This is a genomic window from Pseudomonas sp. GL-B-19, from assembly GCF_019956415.1.
In the GTDB taxonomy this organism is placed as follows: Bacteria; Pseudomonadota; Gammaproteobacteria; order Pseudomonadales; family Pseudomonadaceae; genus Aquipseudomonas.
Window position 1 is genome coordinate 242,147 of sequence record NZ_JAHBDK010000031.1, and the last position, 14,271, is coordinate 256,417.

General features: G+C 57.3%; 14 protein-coding genes. 9 read left to right on the forward strand and 5 right to left on the reverse strand.

Features of this window, described 5'->3' with window-relative positions:
- Positions 1–129 precede the first annotated feature (129 nt).
- Together KGB06_RS13945 and KGB06_RS13950 are read left to right on the forward strand one after the other, a co-directional pair.
- Positions 130–642, forward strand: a complete 513-nt coding sequence (locus KGB06_RS13945) for a hypothetical protein (RefSeq protein ID WP_223516630.1) — start codon at positions 130–132, stop codon at positions 640–642.
- Between the two features lie 180 nt (positions 643–822).
- The gene (locus tag KGB06_RS13950) at positions 823–1,725 is read left to right on the forward strand and encodes a DMT family transporter (RefSeq protein ID WP_223516632.1); all 903 of its coding nucleotides are present in this window, start codon (positions 823–825) and stop codon (positions 1,723–1,725) included.
- A 27-nt stretch (positions 1,726–1,752) separates the two neighbouring features.
- Here KGB06_RS13950 and KGB06_RS13955 read toward each other — a convergent pair whose 3' ends face one another.
- From KGB06_RS13955 to KGB06_RS13965, 3 genes are all read right to left on the reverse strand, one after another.
- Entirely contained in the window at positions 1,753–2,262 is a 510-nt protein-coding gene (locus KGB06_RS13955) for a DUF2165 family protein (RefSeq protein WP_223516634.1), read from the reverse strand.
- A 144-nt stretch (positions 2,263–2,406) separates the two neighbouring features.
- Entirely contained in the window at positions 2,407–3,381 is a 975-nt protein-coding gene (locus tag KGB06_RS13960) for a 2-hydroxyacid dehydrogenase (RefSeq protein ID WP_223516636.1), read from the reverse strand.
- 254 nt (positions 3,382–3,635) lie between these two features.
- Positions 3,636–4,013: a DUF6124 family protein gene (locus tag KGB06_RS13965; protein ID WP_223516645.1), complete on the reverse strand. Its 378-nt coding sequence runs from the start codon at positions 4,011–4,013 to the stop codon at positions 3,636–3,638.
- A gap of 602 nt (positions 4,014–4,615) precedes the next feature.
- Here KGB06_RS13965 and KGB06_RS13970 point away from each other — a divergent pair.
- The 3 genes from KGB06_RS13970 (at position 4,616) to KGB06_RS13980 (ending at position 7,137) form a co-directional block, all read left to right on the forward strand.
- Positions 4,616–4,792: a PAAR domain-containing protein gene (locus KGB06_RS13970; protein ID WP_223516647.1), complete on the forward strand. Its 177-nt coding sequence runs from the start codon at positions 4,616–4,618 to the stop codon at positions 4,790–4,792.
- A 126-nt stretch (positions 4,793–4,918) separates the two neighbouring features.
- Positions 4,919–6,469, forward strand: a complete 1,551-nt coding sequence (locus KGB06_RS13975; protein ID WP_223516649.1) for a phospholipase effector Tle1 domain-containing protein — start codon at positions 4,919–4,921, stop codon at positions 6,467–6,469.
- Between the two features lie 11 nt (positions 6,470–6,480).
- On the forward strand, positions 6,481–7,137 hold the full coding sequence (locus KGB06_RS13980; RefSeq protein ID WP_223516651.1) for a DUF2931 family protein: 657 nt from the start codon (positions 6,481–6,483) through the stop codon (positions 7,135–7,137).
- 240 nt (positions 7,138–7,377) lie between these two features.
- On the opposite strand, the gene KGB06_RS13985 is transcribed toward KGB06_RS13980, so the two are convergent.
- Entirely contained in the window at positions 7,378–7,755 is a 378-nt protein-coding gene (locus KGB06_RS13985; RefSeq protein ID WP_223516645.1) for a DUF6124 family protein, read from the reverse strand.
- A 337-nt stretch (positions 7,756–8,092) separates the two neighbouring features.
- Positions 8,093–9,061 carry a LysR family transcriptional regulator gene (locus tag KGB06_RS13990; RefSeq protein WP_223516653.1) on the reverse strand — a complete coding sequence of 323 codons (969 nt, stop codon included), beginning with the start codon at positions 9,059–9,061 and terminating at the stop codon, positions 8,093–8,095.
- Positions 9,062–9,248: 187 nt separating this feature from the next.
- Here KGB06_RS13990 and KGB06_RS13995 point away from each other — a divergent pair, with 187 nt between their 5' ends.
- From KGB06_RS13995 to KGB06_RS14010, 4 genes are all read left to right on the forward strand, one after another.
- Positions 9,249–10,760, forward strand: a complete 1,512-nt coding sequence (locus tag KGB06_RS13995) for an efflux transporter outer membrane subunit (RefSeq protein WP_223516655.1) — start codon at positions 9,249–9,251, stop codon at positions 10,758–10,760.
- Positions 10,761–10,898: 138 nt separating this feature from the next.
- Positions 10,899–13,091 carry an FUSC family protein gene (locus KGB06_RS14000; protein ID WP_223516657.1) on the forward strand — a complete coding sequence of 731 codons (2,193 nt, stop codon included), beginning with the start codon at positions 10,899–10,901 and terminating at the stop codon, positions 13,089–13,091.
- The gene (locus KGB06_RS14005; RefSeq protein WP_008153498.1) at positions 13,081–13,281 is read left to right on the forward strand and encodes a DUF1656 domain-containing protein; all 201 of its coding nucleotides are present in this window, start codon (positions 13,081–13,083) and stop codon (positions 13,279–13,281) included. The genes KGB06_RS14000 and KGB06_RS14005 overlap by 11 nt, the downstream gene beginning before the upstream one ends.
- A 24-nt stretch (positions 13,282–13,305) precedes the next feature.
- Positions 13,306–14,154, forward strand: coding sequence for an HlyD family secretion protein (locus KGB06_RS14010; protein WP_223516659.1), 849 nt, complete (start codon positions 13,306–13,308; stop codon positions 14,152–14,154).
- Positions 14,155–14,271: the final 117 nt, after the last annotated feature.

Here is a 14,271-nt window from a genome sequence, read left to right on the forward strand (position 1 = left end):
TGTCAGATTCTTCAGTACCTCGAGTAATTTGTTTTTTTTAATCTAAAAAACTGTCAGAAGTGTCAGTTGTTTCAAGAGGCTGAAATACTTATTTTGCCTGCTCTATTAATAACTTATCGGGTGTGCACAATGTCGACTGACTCAGTGAATGAAATTGTTAGTTTCTGGACAGAGCGCTTTGATCGGATTGAACCCGGATCTCATCACTCACAAGAGTTGGAGTATTTTAAGATCGAAGCAAGTCCCACATTGGAAAATATTACAAGTACGTTTTTATGCAGAGAAGCCAGGTCGGAGGAAGTTGTCGCTGGCTGGGTAAAGGGAAATGTTATTGATTTTTCCGGTGATCCTGTTACTGAAGGGCTGGATTTGGAGCTCCGGATTACTCTAAAACGTAAAGAATTAAAGTCGCGTATCTTGCGAGTTAGGTTTTACTTGAAGGACACGGCCGTGGTTCAGTTTTTCTCTCAAACAGATGATCGTTTTCTGGGGGAGGTCAATGCGACGCCGGGTATAGTTGATTTTACAGTGCCTGATATTACCAGACATGAAATCGGGCGAGTGTCGATATATTACACAGCCAGCTTTGGAGGGCCGCTTTTGGATACTGTTGAAGGATTTGGCTGGGACCCAACGGATTGAGTCTGGGCACTGGAATCTATGGATGCCGTTTGATGCTCACTGTTGACGGCATTCATTTGTGGCATTGACCGCCACACGACGTTCCGATGTCGCTGCCCCCCCAATCTAAAAAGCGCAAGTTTATGCAAGTGCGATACAAGCCAGCGCAGGACACTGAACCTCTATTGAGGAGTGTTTGCCATGAACCTGTCGTTGTACTTGCTGACTGTGCTGATCTGGGGCACCACTTGGATTGCCTTGAAATGGCAGCTGGGCGTAGTGGCGATTCCGGTATCGATTGTCTATCGCTTCGGTCTCGCGGCGTTGGTGCTGTTTGCCCTGCTGCTGTTGAGTCGGCGCCTGCAAGTGATGAACCGTCGCGGGCATTTGATCTGCCTGGCGCAAGGGTTGTGCCTGTTCTGCGTCAACTTCATGTGCTTCCTGACCGCCAGCCAGTGGATTCCCAGCGGTTTGGTCGCCGTGGTGTTTTCTACCGCCACCCTGTGGAACGCACTGAATGCGCGGGTGTTCTTCGGCCAGAAAATCGCCCGCAACGTGCTGATGGGTGGCGCTCTGGGCTTGTTCGGGCTTGGCTTGTTGTTCTGGCCTGAACTGGCCGGACACACCGCCAGCCCGCAAACCTTGCTCGGCCTGGGCCTGGCGCTGCTCGGAACCCTGTGCTTCTCGGCGGGCAACATGTTGTCGAGCCTGCAACAGAAAGCCGGGCTGAAGCCGCTGACCACCAACGCCTGGGGCATGGCCTATGGTGCGGCAATGTTGTCGGTGTGGTGCCTGGTCAAAGGCATTCCGTTCGACATCGAATGGAGTTCGCGTTACATCGGCTCACTGCTGTACCTGGTCATTCCGGGCTCAGTGATTGGTTTCACCGCTTACCTGACACTGGTCGGTCGCATGGGGCCAGAGCGCGCGGCGTATTGCACCGTGTTGTTCCCGGTGGTGGCGCTGAACGTCTCGGCGTTTGTCGAAGGCTATCAATGGACCGCACCGGCACTGGTCGGTTTGGTGTTGGTGATGTTGGGCAACGTGCTGGTGTTTCGTAAGCCCAAGGCGCCGATGGCGCAAGGCACTGGCAAGCTCGCTTGAAAGGCTTGGGACGAGCGTTGAGGCCACTCAGCGCTCGGTCCTGAGGGCTACGAATATCATCAGCGGAAGTATGAAATCGACAATATGCCGAGCCCAGTCCTTGGCGTTCCAGACTTGTGATTCGTCCATGTTGAACCATTCGACACCGATCACTTGCAAACAGACGTAATAGACAAATATGGCGATCAGTAATCCGATGATTGAAAACTTTTTGGCCTCATGGAAAACCTCGGCAGGGGCGCTTATGTTTCTGTAAAGGTGATAGGCACCTACCAGACAAAAAGCCGTGTAGATAACTTCCAGGGTAATAATGAACCAGTAGATCCGGTGGTGGAGCATGGGCGAGGTGATAGCCCTGTAGCTCAGGTTCAGGTTTTCCCGAGTGGTGTCCATGCTCAGGATATGACCGACATATTCATAGTTGGATGAGTAGTCGGTGAAGTTGCTGTACATAACCAAAAGACCAAAAAAGCTTATATAAGCCATTAGTGAAAACTTGCAGTATCTGATGGTTTTGTCGGTGGTGAGGTTGTTCAAGATCTATGTACTCCATTGCTGTTTTTCCGTAGGGTCGGATAAGTAGTCTGGAGTGTATAGCGCTTAACTTTTTTTCGTCGCTGGACTGAATTGCAAGTTGTGTAACAAACGGGCAGATACGTTAAAAGTATCTGCCCGTTTTACTTAGCCTTTCCAGACTTGCGGGTTGACCAGATCTTGCGGTCGCTCGCCCAGCAAGGCGCTGCGCAGGTTGGCCAACGCGCGATTGGCCATGGCTTCACGGGTTTCGTGAGTGGCAGAACCGATATGCGGCAATGTCACCGCGTTTTTCAGTTGGAACAGCGGCGACTCGGCCAGCGGTTCTTTTTCGTAGACGTCCAGGCCGGCGCCGCGAATGCGGTTGTTTTGCAGCGCTTCAATCAGGGCCGGTTCGTCGACGACCGGGCCGCGGGCAATGTTGATCAGGATTGCGCTCGGCTTCATCAGCGCCAGTTCGCGGTGGCTGATCAGGTGTTTGGTTTTTTCGCTGAGCGGCACGACCAGACAGACGAAGTCGGCTTCGGCCAGCAGTTGATCCAGCGTGCGGAGCTGGGCGCCGAGTTCTTGTTCCAGCTCGGTCTTGTGGCTGTTACCGCTGTAAATGATCGGCATGTTGAAGCCCAAACGACCGCGACGGGCAATGGCCGCGCCGATGTTGCCCATGCCGACAATGCCCAGGGTTTTGCCATGCACATCGGTGCCGAACAGCGGTGCGCCGACGGTGGCTTGCCATTGGCCGGCCTTGGTCCAGGCGTCCAGTTCGGCAACGCGTCGGGCGCTGCTCATCAGCAGGGAGAAAGCCAGGTCGGCGGTGCTTTCGGTGAGTACGTCGGGAGTGTTGGTGAGCATGATCCCGCGTTCGTTGAAGTAGGCAACATCGTAGTTGTCGTAGCCGACCGAGACGCTGGAGACCACTTCCAGTTTGGCGGCGTTTTCCAGTTGCGCGCGACCGAGTTTGCGACCGACACCGATCAAGCCGTGGGCGTGGGGCAGGGCTTCGTTGAATTGGGCATTGATGTCGCCGTTTTTCGGGTTCGGCACGATGACGTCGAAGTCTTGTTGCAGGCGCTCAACCATTTCAGGGGTGACGCGGCTGAAGGCGAGGACGGTCTTTTTCATGGGAGGAGGGCTCGTCGGGCGTGGAGAATGCCAAGCACGCTAACATTCTTCCCCGACATTGTGCGAGTCCCCGGATTACCGGGCATACCCCATTCAAAACTTTGGGAGTGAGCTTCTGCCGGGGTGTACGCCGTCCAAAACTGTAGGAGTGAGCCTGCTCGCGATAGCGGTCTGACATTCATATTGATGTCGACTGACACTCCGCCATCGCGAGCAGGCTCACTCCTACAGGGGGATTGGTTTTTGCCGGGGGATTAGCGGTGTGGCGTGGGTTTGGGTAGTTCGAGGTTATCGAGCATTCGGTTCGCCGCCAGTTCGGCGAGCATGACGATTTGTTGGATTGCCATGGCGGTGTTGCGGTGCGGGCCTTCCAGATAGCCGGCAAAATCGCTGGCCATCACACTGGCCTGGGCCAGCGATTCACAGGTGTGGGCCAAGAGGTCTTCGTCTCTGAGATCGGGTGCAAGCATGAACATCGTGCTTGGCTTGCGGGCCACGGGGGATTTGAGCGCTGAGGGATTGAGGTAGTGATTCAGCGCGCGTTCGGCGGCGTCGTGGAATTTTTTGGAATCGACGGATTCGTAGGGGGAAACGTCGTCGGTTTCCGGAGGATTCGGAGTTTCTTTAATCATTGGCAAAGATCCTTAGAGTCGAGGAGCCGCCACTTTCCGTTTTCCAGACGGAGGGTGGCAGCTGTACGCGGACTGGAAAAACCGAGAAGGATCAAACCCGGCAGACCCGAAGGTCTCCCACGTACAGCCGCCATAACTTAAATCGCGGAGCTGAAAAAACGCCGCATTATGTCATGTGCTGTGATCCTATCTTCGGGTTTTCCAGACCCGATCGCTGAAATGCCAGCGACCCACAAAGCCTACCCATTTCCCGTCTGACCCAACAACCGACAGAACTCGTCGGAATCCTTCCCCAAAATCAGCGCGTCTGTAGGACAGTGAAATCAATTTGCCAGCCGAACGTCTCTTGGATTCCGGGCTCACGAGGCGCAAACCATGCGGTAGCTGATGCCCGGACGCTGGGACACGAAGCCCGTCGGCGGGAGAGGGATAAGTGTTTTTTCGGATGTTTTTTTGTGTACCGGACAATTTTGCAGTCTTATATGCTCCAACACCTGGACACGAGCCAAGTGCTTGGTTGAGTACTTTGGAAAACGTCTGATTGTTTTCTATAAAGAGCGTCAGCATGGTGCTGCCTCTGAACACTGATATGGAAGTCAAAAATGTCCGGCAAGCCTGCTGCGCGCAAGACCGATTCCGTGAGCTGTCCCCGCTGCGGTGGAACAGCCATCGAATCCGGGTCACCCAATGTATTTTTTGATGGTCTGCCCGCTGCCCGGGTAACTGACTGCACCACCTGCGGCAGTGTCTTGACCCTGGCCGCCATGTCCTCGGTGTAAATCAATGGCCAGGCCGCGCTGGTCACCGGCTCGCAAGGTACGCATGGCGATACCATCACGGGCGGGTCATCGAGCATCATCATCGGCAACAGCTTCACTCCTGCGCCGGTTTCCCCGGTCAATCCGATGCCTGCGCATTTGGTTGCGCCTGCAAGTTACCAGCCCCCGGTCATTGCACCTACCCCCTCGCCTGCGCCGACCGTTGCTGCTGACGACTTGGTTTTAGAGGAGGAAGAAGAGGAAGAGGAGCTGGATGAAGAGAAACCGGTGGGTATCACCTTGCGCATCGGTGTGTTCTTCGATGGGACATTAAACAATGCGAATAACAGCCTGATGGGACAGTTGTGTGGCGCAACCCACGCCATTAAACCTGAGGATCTGGACGCCAGCTGTAAGCCGTATATGTCTGATCCGGACAGCAGTTATGCGAATGATGCGTCAAATATCAGAAAACTCTGGGAATTGTATTTTTTCTCCGATGAAATTCAGGGCTCAGGCGATAAACACCAACTTTTTCAAAGGATTTACGTTGAGGGAATAGGCACTTCATCGGGTCTGGCAGATAGCTTGCTGGGTGCCGGCATGGGGCGTGGCGCATCAGGTGTGAACGGTAAAGTAGACGACGTTTTTCGTGATATTGCGAAGAACGTCCTCCGTTTTTCCCAAGCCAACCTTGGCTCTAAAATCATCAACCTGACCTTCGACACCTTTGGGTTCAGCCGAGGCGCAGCCGCTGCACGCCACTTTGCCAATGAGGTGGCGTTAGGCTCGAATGGCCCTTTGGGACAGACCATCAAGATGCTTCGCGGAGCTTTCCATCAGTCGTTCAGGGGGGAGTACCAGCACGATGTCCAAATGGGTTTTATCGGCTTGTTTGATACCGTACCGTCAGTAGGCGGCCTGGCTAATCTGGGTTATGTCCGCAGCCAAACACAACCGGGTCTCAAACTGTATTTGCCTCGCAGCTTGTTTCCCAATGTTGTCCAATTGGCAGCCCGGGACGAAACCCGCGCCAACTTCGCCTTGAGCCGGGTCAAACCCGATCACTTGGAAATCACATTGCCCGGTGTCCATTCGGACCTTGGCGGCGGCTACTTCCCTGAGTCCGAAGAGAACCTGCTGATCAGTCCCATGCAGGTGCTGGATGTCCCCGGTACGATGGATGTGAAATACACCTCAATCTACCGCGACGCGCAACAGGTGAAGGCCCAGTGGGAAGCCAAAGGCTGGCCGTCCCAAATGTTGGAGGTCGTGACCCCCTATGTTCGGGGCTTACCTTCGTCTCAGCAAAATAGCTTTAATCCTGACAAGCAGGTCTATGCGGCATTGCAGCTCAAACGACCTGTACGAGGTGAGTTGTCGCGGGTTTACCTGCGGGTGATGTATGAGCAGGCCAAACTTAAGGGGGTAAAGTTCATTTATCTGGACGATGCCGATCCGAGCTATGCAGTACCGATCGAGCTTCAAGCCCTTTGTGACCGTTTTGTCGCGGGCGACTACAGTACGACGCCCACCGAAGAGCGATTGTTGAAGTTGAAGTACATTCATACCTCGGCCAACTGGAACCCACCGACAATCCTTCAGGGCTCAACACCTCGAACCAGTGCGGGGTTGCTGTACTTTAATGCCCCAACCACGGATGGAATCCGAGTACAACATCCCCATGTACCCGACTAGGAGTCACGAATATGCCAATACTATGGATCCTGCTGGGGGCGTTGCTGGTGAGCGGTTGTCAAGCTTCAGGCCTTTCCACAGGGCGTTCAGACATGGACGCCGGCCCATGGGCGATAGGTATTGCCCATCCTTACTTTATGGAAGTCTGGGTTGAGGACAGTGCAGCTATTGATGTCGATGGTGTCTTGTACCGTCGGATTAGCAGTGGTGGCGCTGCCGGTGGAGAAAAAAAAGGTGCAGATGTCGCTCGAGAATGGGTCGGGGTGAGTGGGGGAGGCGATATAGCCGTTCGGGGTGCCAAACTACCAGTGCGCATTTATGTTCGCTGGCAATCGGCGGTCGAGCCGCAAACCTATCAAGGTTGGATTGAGATACCGGAAAGTGCTCGGCAGGTTATGCGCGACGCCCTGACCAAGGAATGTCCAAGTATTCCCGAGATGTCAGCGTTCCCGAGGAGCGCCGCTGTACGACTTGGACTTGCACCGGGCGGCGTTGTGCAGGTATGGGCGGAGGATGAGTGTCTACGCCCAGTAAAGGTCGCACGTGGCCAAGCTGAAATAGCGCCGCTTGGGCCGTATCTTGGCAAGTCTGGCGGACGTTACTACCCCCAGACAGAAGCCTCCAAACGCTATGTCGAAAAATACGGTATCCCCTACGGAAGCTGGTGAATAACCATAAATTCAGCCCGCCAACTGGCGGGCTTTTTTCTATCTAGCGCAGGGAGTCAAGCTCCTGGCCAAACAACCCGATGCTTAATGCGGGAGCCGATTCCGATCTGGTACACCCTCCAAAACTGTGGGAGTGAGCCTGCTCGCGATAGGGGTGTGTCAGTCGACATCAATTTTGAATGTCCAACCGCCATCGCGAGCAGGCTCACTCCTACAGGGGGATTGGTTTTTGCCGGGGGATTAGCGGTGTGGCGTGGGTTTGGGTAGTTCGAGGTTATCGAGCATTCGGTTCGCCGCCAGTTCGGCGAGCATGACGATTTGTTGGATTGCCATGGCGGTGTTGCGGTGCGGGCCTTCCAGATAGCCGGCAAAATCACTGGCCATCACACTGGCCTGGGCCAGCGATTCACAGGTGTGGGCCAAGAGGTCTTCGTCTCTGAGATCGGGTGCAAGCATGAACATCGTGCTTGGCTTGCGGGCCACGGGGGATTTGAGCGCTGAGGGATTGAGGTAGTGATTCAGCGCGCGTTCGGCGGCGTCGTGGAATTTTTTGGAATCGACGGATTCGTAGGGGGAAACGTCGTCGGTTTCCGGAGGGTTCGGTGTTTCTTTAATCATGCGGAAGTTACTCATTGGCAGATGAAGTGGAACTGCCATCTTTCGTTTTCCAGACGAAAGGGGTGGCAGCCATGCGCGGACTGGAAAAACCGGTACACCCACCAAAAACCGGTAGACCCGAAGGTCTCCCGCGCACAGCCGCCATAACAAGGATTTGCGTGCAGAAAAAAGCGCCGCAGTATGCCATGGGGTGTGGTAAGTGTTCGCCAGGTTTTCCAGACCTGATCGCTGATTTTGCAGCGACCCCCAAAGCCTACCTATTTCCCGTCTGACCCAACAACCGACAGAACACGTCGGAATCCTTCCCCAAAATCAGCGCGTCTGTAGGACCGTGAAATCAGTTCGCCAGCCGAATCCCGCCCAGATTCCCACTCAAATCATAAGCCGCCAATTCCGCCTGATGCGCCGCCAGAATCTCTGGCAACGACCCGCGCAAGTACTCGACCCAGGTCTTGATCTTTGCGTCCAGATATTGCCGCGAAGGATAAATCGCATACAGATTCAATTCCTGCGAGCGGTACTTGGGCATCACCCGCACCAGCGAGCCGTTGCGCAACCCTTCAATCGCCGCATACACCGGCAACACGCCAACGCCCATGCCGCTGGTGATCGCGGTCTTCATTGCGTCCGCCGAGTTGACCAGAAACGGTGAGCTGTTGATGGTCACGGTCTCTTGGCCTTCCGGGCCGTCGAAGGCCCATTTTTCCAGGGGAATCACCGGGCTCACCAGACGCAGGCACATGTGGTTTAGCAAATCGCTGGGTTTCTGCGCGCAACCGTTGGCTTTCACATAAGCCGGCGAGGCGCAAACGATGCTGTAGGTGATGCCCAAACGCTGGGAGACGAAGCCCGAGTCCGGCAGTTCGCTGGCGAGGACGATCGACACGTCGTAGCCCTCGTCGAGCAAGTCCGGGACGCGGTTGGCCATTGTCAGGTCGAAGGTTACGTCGGGGTGCGTCTTGCGATAACGGGCGATGGCGTCGATCACGAAGTGCTGACCGATGCCGGTCATGGTGTGCACCTTGAGCTGCCCGGCCGGCCGCGCGTGGGCGTCGCTGGCCTCGGCTTCGGCTTCTTCGACGTAGGCGAGGATCTGCTCGCAGCGCAACAGGTAGCGCTTGCCGGCCTCGGTCAAAGCGATGCGGCGGGTGGTGCGGTTGAGCAGGCGGGTTTGCAGGTGGGCTTCCAGGTTGGAGACCGCGCGCGAGACGTTGGCGGTGGTGGTGTCCAGTTGCACGGCGGCGGCAGTGAAACTGCCGGCCTCGGCCACGTAACTGAAGGCGCGCATGTTTTGCAAAGTGTCCATGGGGTGCTCTCAAGGGAGATGGCAAATTGTGACACAAGGTTTCAAGGTCGGAGACCCCGACGAAGGGATTATCGCGTTAACGGTAACAAAGATTCACAAGAATCCCAGCTTATCGCCAACAAGACCCACCCCTAGAATTGCGCTCCTACAGGATTTCGTACTTCCCCTATTTCAGGAAATCGCAGCAGTGCCGCGTCGCATTAGCAGAGCGCTTCAGTCGCTCAGTGTTTTGGCTTTAACCCTGGCAATCAGCGGCTGCATCGGTACCGCAGGTATTGCCCCGCAGGGCAAGGCTCTGGAGGCCAATTCACTGGCCACCGACGAAGCCATTCAAAACGCTGCGCAGGACGCGCACTGGCCCACCGCACACTGGTGGCAGGTCTATGGCGACCCACAACTGAACCACTGGATCGACCTCGCCGTGCAAGGCAGCCCGAGCATGGTCATGGCGGCGGCGCGGGTGCGCCAAGCCAAATCCATGGCCGGCATCGCCGAATCCGCCGAGTCGCTGCAGGTGAATGGCGAATCCACCCTCAAGCGCCACAACTGGCCCACCGATCAGTTCTACGGGCCGGGTGAGCTGGCCAACACGACCACGTGGGACAACAACGCCGCACTGGGCTTCAGCTATGCGCTCGACCTGTGGGACCGTGAAAGCAATGCCACCGAGCGCGCCGTGGACATGGCGCACATGAGTGCGGCGGAAGCGCGTCTGGCGCAGCTCGAATTGCAGAACAACATCGTGCGCGCCTACATCGAACTGTCACTGCATTACGCACAACGCGACATCGTCGAAGCGACGCTGAAGCAGCAACAGCAGATTCTCGACCTCGCACAGAAACGCCTGGACGGAGGTATCGGTACGCACTTTGAAGTCAGTCAGGCGCAAACGCCATTGCCGGAAACCCATCGCCAGATCGACGCGCTGGACGAAGAAATAGCCCTCAGCCGCAACCAGCTCGCAGCGCTGGCAGGCAAAGGTCCGGGCGAGGGCGCGCAGTTGCAACGGCCAACGCTGTCGTTGGGCGCGGCGCTGAAATTGCCGTCGTCGTTGCCCGCGCAATTGCTCGGTCAACGCCCGGACGTGGTGGCCAGTCGTTGGCAAGTGGCGGCGCAAGCGCGCGGCATTGATGTCGCCCACGCCGGTTTTTATCCCAATGTCGATCTGGTCGGTAGCCTCGGCTACATGGCCACGGGCGGCGGGGCGCTGGAGTTTTTGACCGGCAAGAAACTCAACTACAGCGTCGGCCCGGCGATCTCGTTGCCGATCTTCGATGGCGGGCGTTTACGCGCTGAGTTGGGCGAAGCTTCGGCGGGGTATGACATCGCCGTGGCCAAGTACAACCAGACGCTGGTCAATGCGCTGAAAAGCATCTCCGACCAGTTGATCCGCCGCGAGTCCATGGACAAGCAGCAAGCTTTCGCCGCCGAGTCGGTGGCCACCGCGCAGAAGACTTATGACATTGCGATGATCGCGTATCAGCGTGGGCTCACCGACTACCTCAACGTGCTTAACGCGCAGACGTTGTTGTTTAAGCAGCAGCAGGTTCAGCAGCAGGTGCAGGCGGCGAGGCTCAGTGCTCATGCTGAACTGGTGACGGCGCTCGGTGGTGGGCTCGGTGCGGGTAATGACGTGCCGAAGGACAGCCAGACCGCTGCACCGAAAACCCCGGCCCTGCTACAGAGCATCGCGAATTGAACACAAAACCTGTGGGAGCGAGCCTGCTCGCGAAGAGGGAGTGTCAGTCAATGATGATGTTGCCTGACACACCGCATTCGCGAGCAGGCTCGCTCCCACAGGGTCCTCACCTGACTGAATATCATTGAGCAGGATTTCATGACTCCCTTGCCCGCACCTTTGCGCTGGCTGTATTCCCTTGAATGGCGCCGGGGCTTCTTCGATTGGGCACGCAGCGACGGCGTGACCTGGGTTTACATCTTCAAGGTGTTGTTCGCGGCGTTCCTGACGTTGTGGCTGGCGATGCGTCTGGAATTGCCGCAACCGCGCACGGCGATGATCACCGTGTTCATCGTCATGCAGCCGCAAAGCGGTCAGGTGTTTGCCAAGAGTTTTTACCGCTTTCTCGGCACCTTGACCGGCTCGACGGTGATGGTCGCTCTGATTGCCTTGTTCGCACAAAATACCGAACTGTTCCTCGGCTCGCTGGCGATCTGGGTGGGTATCTGTTCGGCCGGCGCGGCGCGGTATCGCAACTTTCGCGCCTACGGTTTTGTACTGGCCGGGTACACCGCCGCGATGGTCGGATTGCCTGCGTTGGCGCACCCGGACGGGGCGTTCATGGCGGCCGTTTGGCGTGTTCTGGAAATCTCCCTCGGGATTCTCTGCTCGACGCTGGTCAGCGCAGCGATCCTGCCGCAAACCGCCAGCGCCGCGATGCGCAACGCCTTGTATCAGCGTTTCGGCGTGTTCGCGTTGTTCGTGACCGATGGTTTGCGCGGTCGCAGCAAGCGGGACGCGTTTGAAGCCAGCAACGTGCGCTTCATCGCCGAAGCGGTGGGGCTGGAAGGGCTACGCAGCGTCACCGTTTTTGAAGACCCGCACATGCGTCGGCGCAACGGTCGGCTCAATCGTTTGAACAGCGAGTTCATGGGCATCACCACGCGATTCAACGCCTTGCATCAGTTGCTCGAACGCTTGGACAGCAGCGGGGCGGATCACGTGGTCGCGGCAATCAAACCGGGTTTGCAAGACCTGGCAGAAGTGCTCGACGGTTTCAGCGGTCGGGCCCTGACCCACGCGGATGCGGCACGATTGGTTATCGAGTTGAGCGCTTACAAAGAAGGTTTGCCGGCGCGGGTTCGAAGCCTGCGCACGATCTTTCAAGAGAGCCATCCCAGCGACGCCGAGCAACTCGATTTCCACACCGCCTACGAGCTGCTCTATCGCTTCGTCGACGACTTGCACAGTTATGCACAGACTCACGCGTCCTTGGCCGATCACAGCCACGCGCGCGAGCAATGGGACGAGCCGTTTACCCCGCAAACCAACTGGATGGCCTCGGCGGCGTCGGGGATTCGCGCGGCGTTCATTCTGGTGGTGCTCGGCAGCTATTGGGTGGCGACGGCGTGGCCGAGCGGGGCGACGATGACCCTGATTGCCGCCGCCACCGTCGGCCTTTCAGCCGCAACGCCGAATCCGAAACGCATGGCGTTTCAGATGGCCTGCGGGACGTTCCTTGGCGCACTGATCGGTTTCGTCGAGATGTTTTTCATCTTCCCGTGGATCGACGGTTTCCCGTTGCTGTGCGTGATGCTCGCACCGGTGATCCTGCTCGGTTCGTTCCTCACGTCGCGACCGCAATACGCCGGTGTCGGTCTCGGCTTGCTGATCTTCTTCAGCACCGGTTCGGTGCCGGACAACCTCACGGTCTACAACCCTTACGCTTTCATTAACGACTACATCGCCATGGTGCTTGGCATGCTGGTGTGCGCGGCGGCCGGGGCAATTATTTTGCCGCCGAACAGCCGCTGGTTGTGGCGACGGCTGGAGCAGGATCTGCGCGGGCAAGTGGTGTATGCGATCAGCGGCAAACTCAAGGGGTTGGCGTCGAGTTTTGAAAGCCGCACGCGGGACTTGCTGCATCAGGCATATGGCTTGGCCGCCGGTCAGCCGCAGGTGCAACGAGACTTGCTGCGCTGGATGTTTGTGGTGCTGGAAGTCGGCCACGCGATCATCGAGTTGCGCAAGGAGCAGGCGATTCTGCCGGTGCATCCGGCCTATGCCGAATCGCAGCGGTGGCGCCAGGCAATCCGTGTGATGGGCCGTTCGCTGGTGCGGCTGTTTCTGCAACCGAGCCAGAGCAATCTGGAGCGCAGTCTGATCGCGGTCGACCATGCGATCAGCCGCGTGCAAGCCACCGACGAACCTTTCGCGCCGCACTTCGACACCTCGGCATTGCGCCGGGTGAAGAGCTACCTGCACTTCATTCGCACCTCGTTGCTGGACCCGCAATCGCCGCTCGCCGCCTACACCGAAACCGAGCCTCAAGGACTTGAACATGCCTCGTGAAATCGCCTTCCACGGCGTGTACATGCCGACCATGACCCTGATGTTTTTCATCGCCGCCGCACTGGCCTGGGCGCTGGACCGGTTCTTGTCCGGGTTCGACCTGTACCGCTTTTTCTGGCACCCGGCGCTGCTGCGCCTGAGCCTGTTTACCTGTCTGTTCGGCGCCCTGGCGCTGACTGTCTATCACTGACTCTCATCACTGAAGAAGGCCCTGATGAAAAAGCTTTTCAGCCTGCTCGCCACCCTGTTGGTGCTGGCCCTCGCCATGTGGATCGGCCGGACACTGTGGGTGCATTACATGGACACCCCCTGGACCCGCGACGGCCGGGTGCGCGCTGACATCATCAACGTCGCCGCCGACGTCACCGGGGAAGTGGTGGACGTGCCGGTGCGCGACAACCAACAGGTGAAGAAGGGCGACTTGCTGATGCAGATCGACCCCGAGCATTACCGCATTGCGGTCAAACAGGCGCAGTCATTGGTGGCCTCACGCAAGGCCACGTGGGAGATGCGCAAGGTCAACGCCCGTCGCCGCGCCGACATGGACAACCTGGTGATCTCCAGGGAAAACCGCGACGACGCCAGCAACATTGCCGACTCGGCATTGGCTGACTATCAACACGCGCAAGCTCAACTGGAAGCCGCCGAACTCAACCTCAAACGCACCGAAGTCCGCGCGGCGGTGGACGGTTACGTGACCAACCTCAACGTCCATCGCGGCGACTACGCACGCATCGGCGAAGCGAAAATGGCCGTGGTCGATATGAACTCGTTCTGGGTATACGGCTTCTTCGAAGAAACCAAACTGCCGCACGTGCGGGTGGGCGACAAGGCCGACATGCAATTGATGAGCGGCGAAGTGCTGAAGGGGCATGTGGAGAGCATTTCTCGCGGCATCTACGACCGGGATAACCCGGAGAGTCGCGAGCTGATTGCCGATGTGAACCCGACGTTTAACTGGGTGAGGCTGGCGCAGCGGGTGCCGGTGCGGATTCACATTGATGAAGTGCCGGAGGGGGTGCTGTTGGCGGCGGGGATTACTTGCACGGTGGTGGTTAACTAGCCGATAGACCGAGTCGCGGCCTTCGCGAGCAAGCTTGCTCCTACATTAGATCTGCTGTGAACACCGAAGATGTGATCGACGCAGATCAAGTGTAGGAGCAAGCTTGCTCGCGAATGG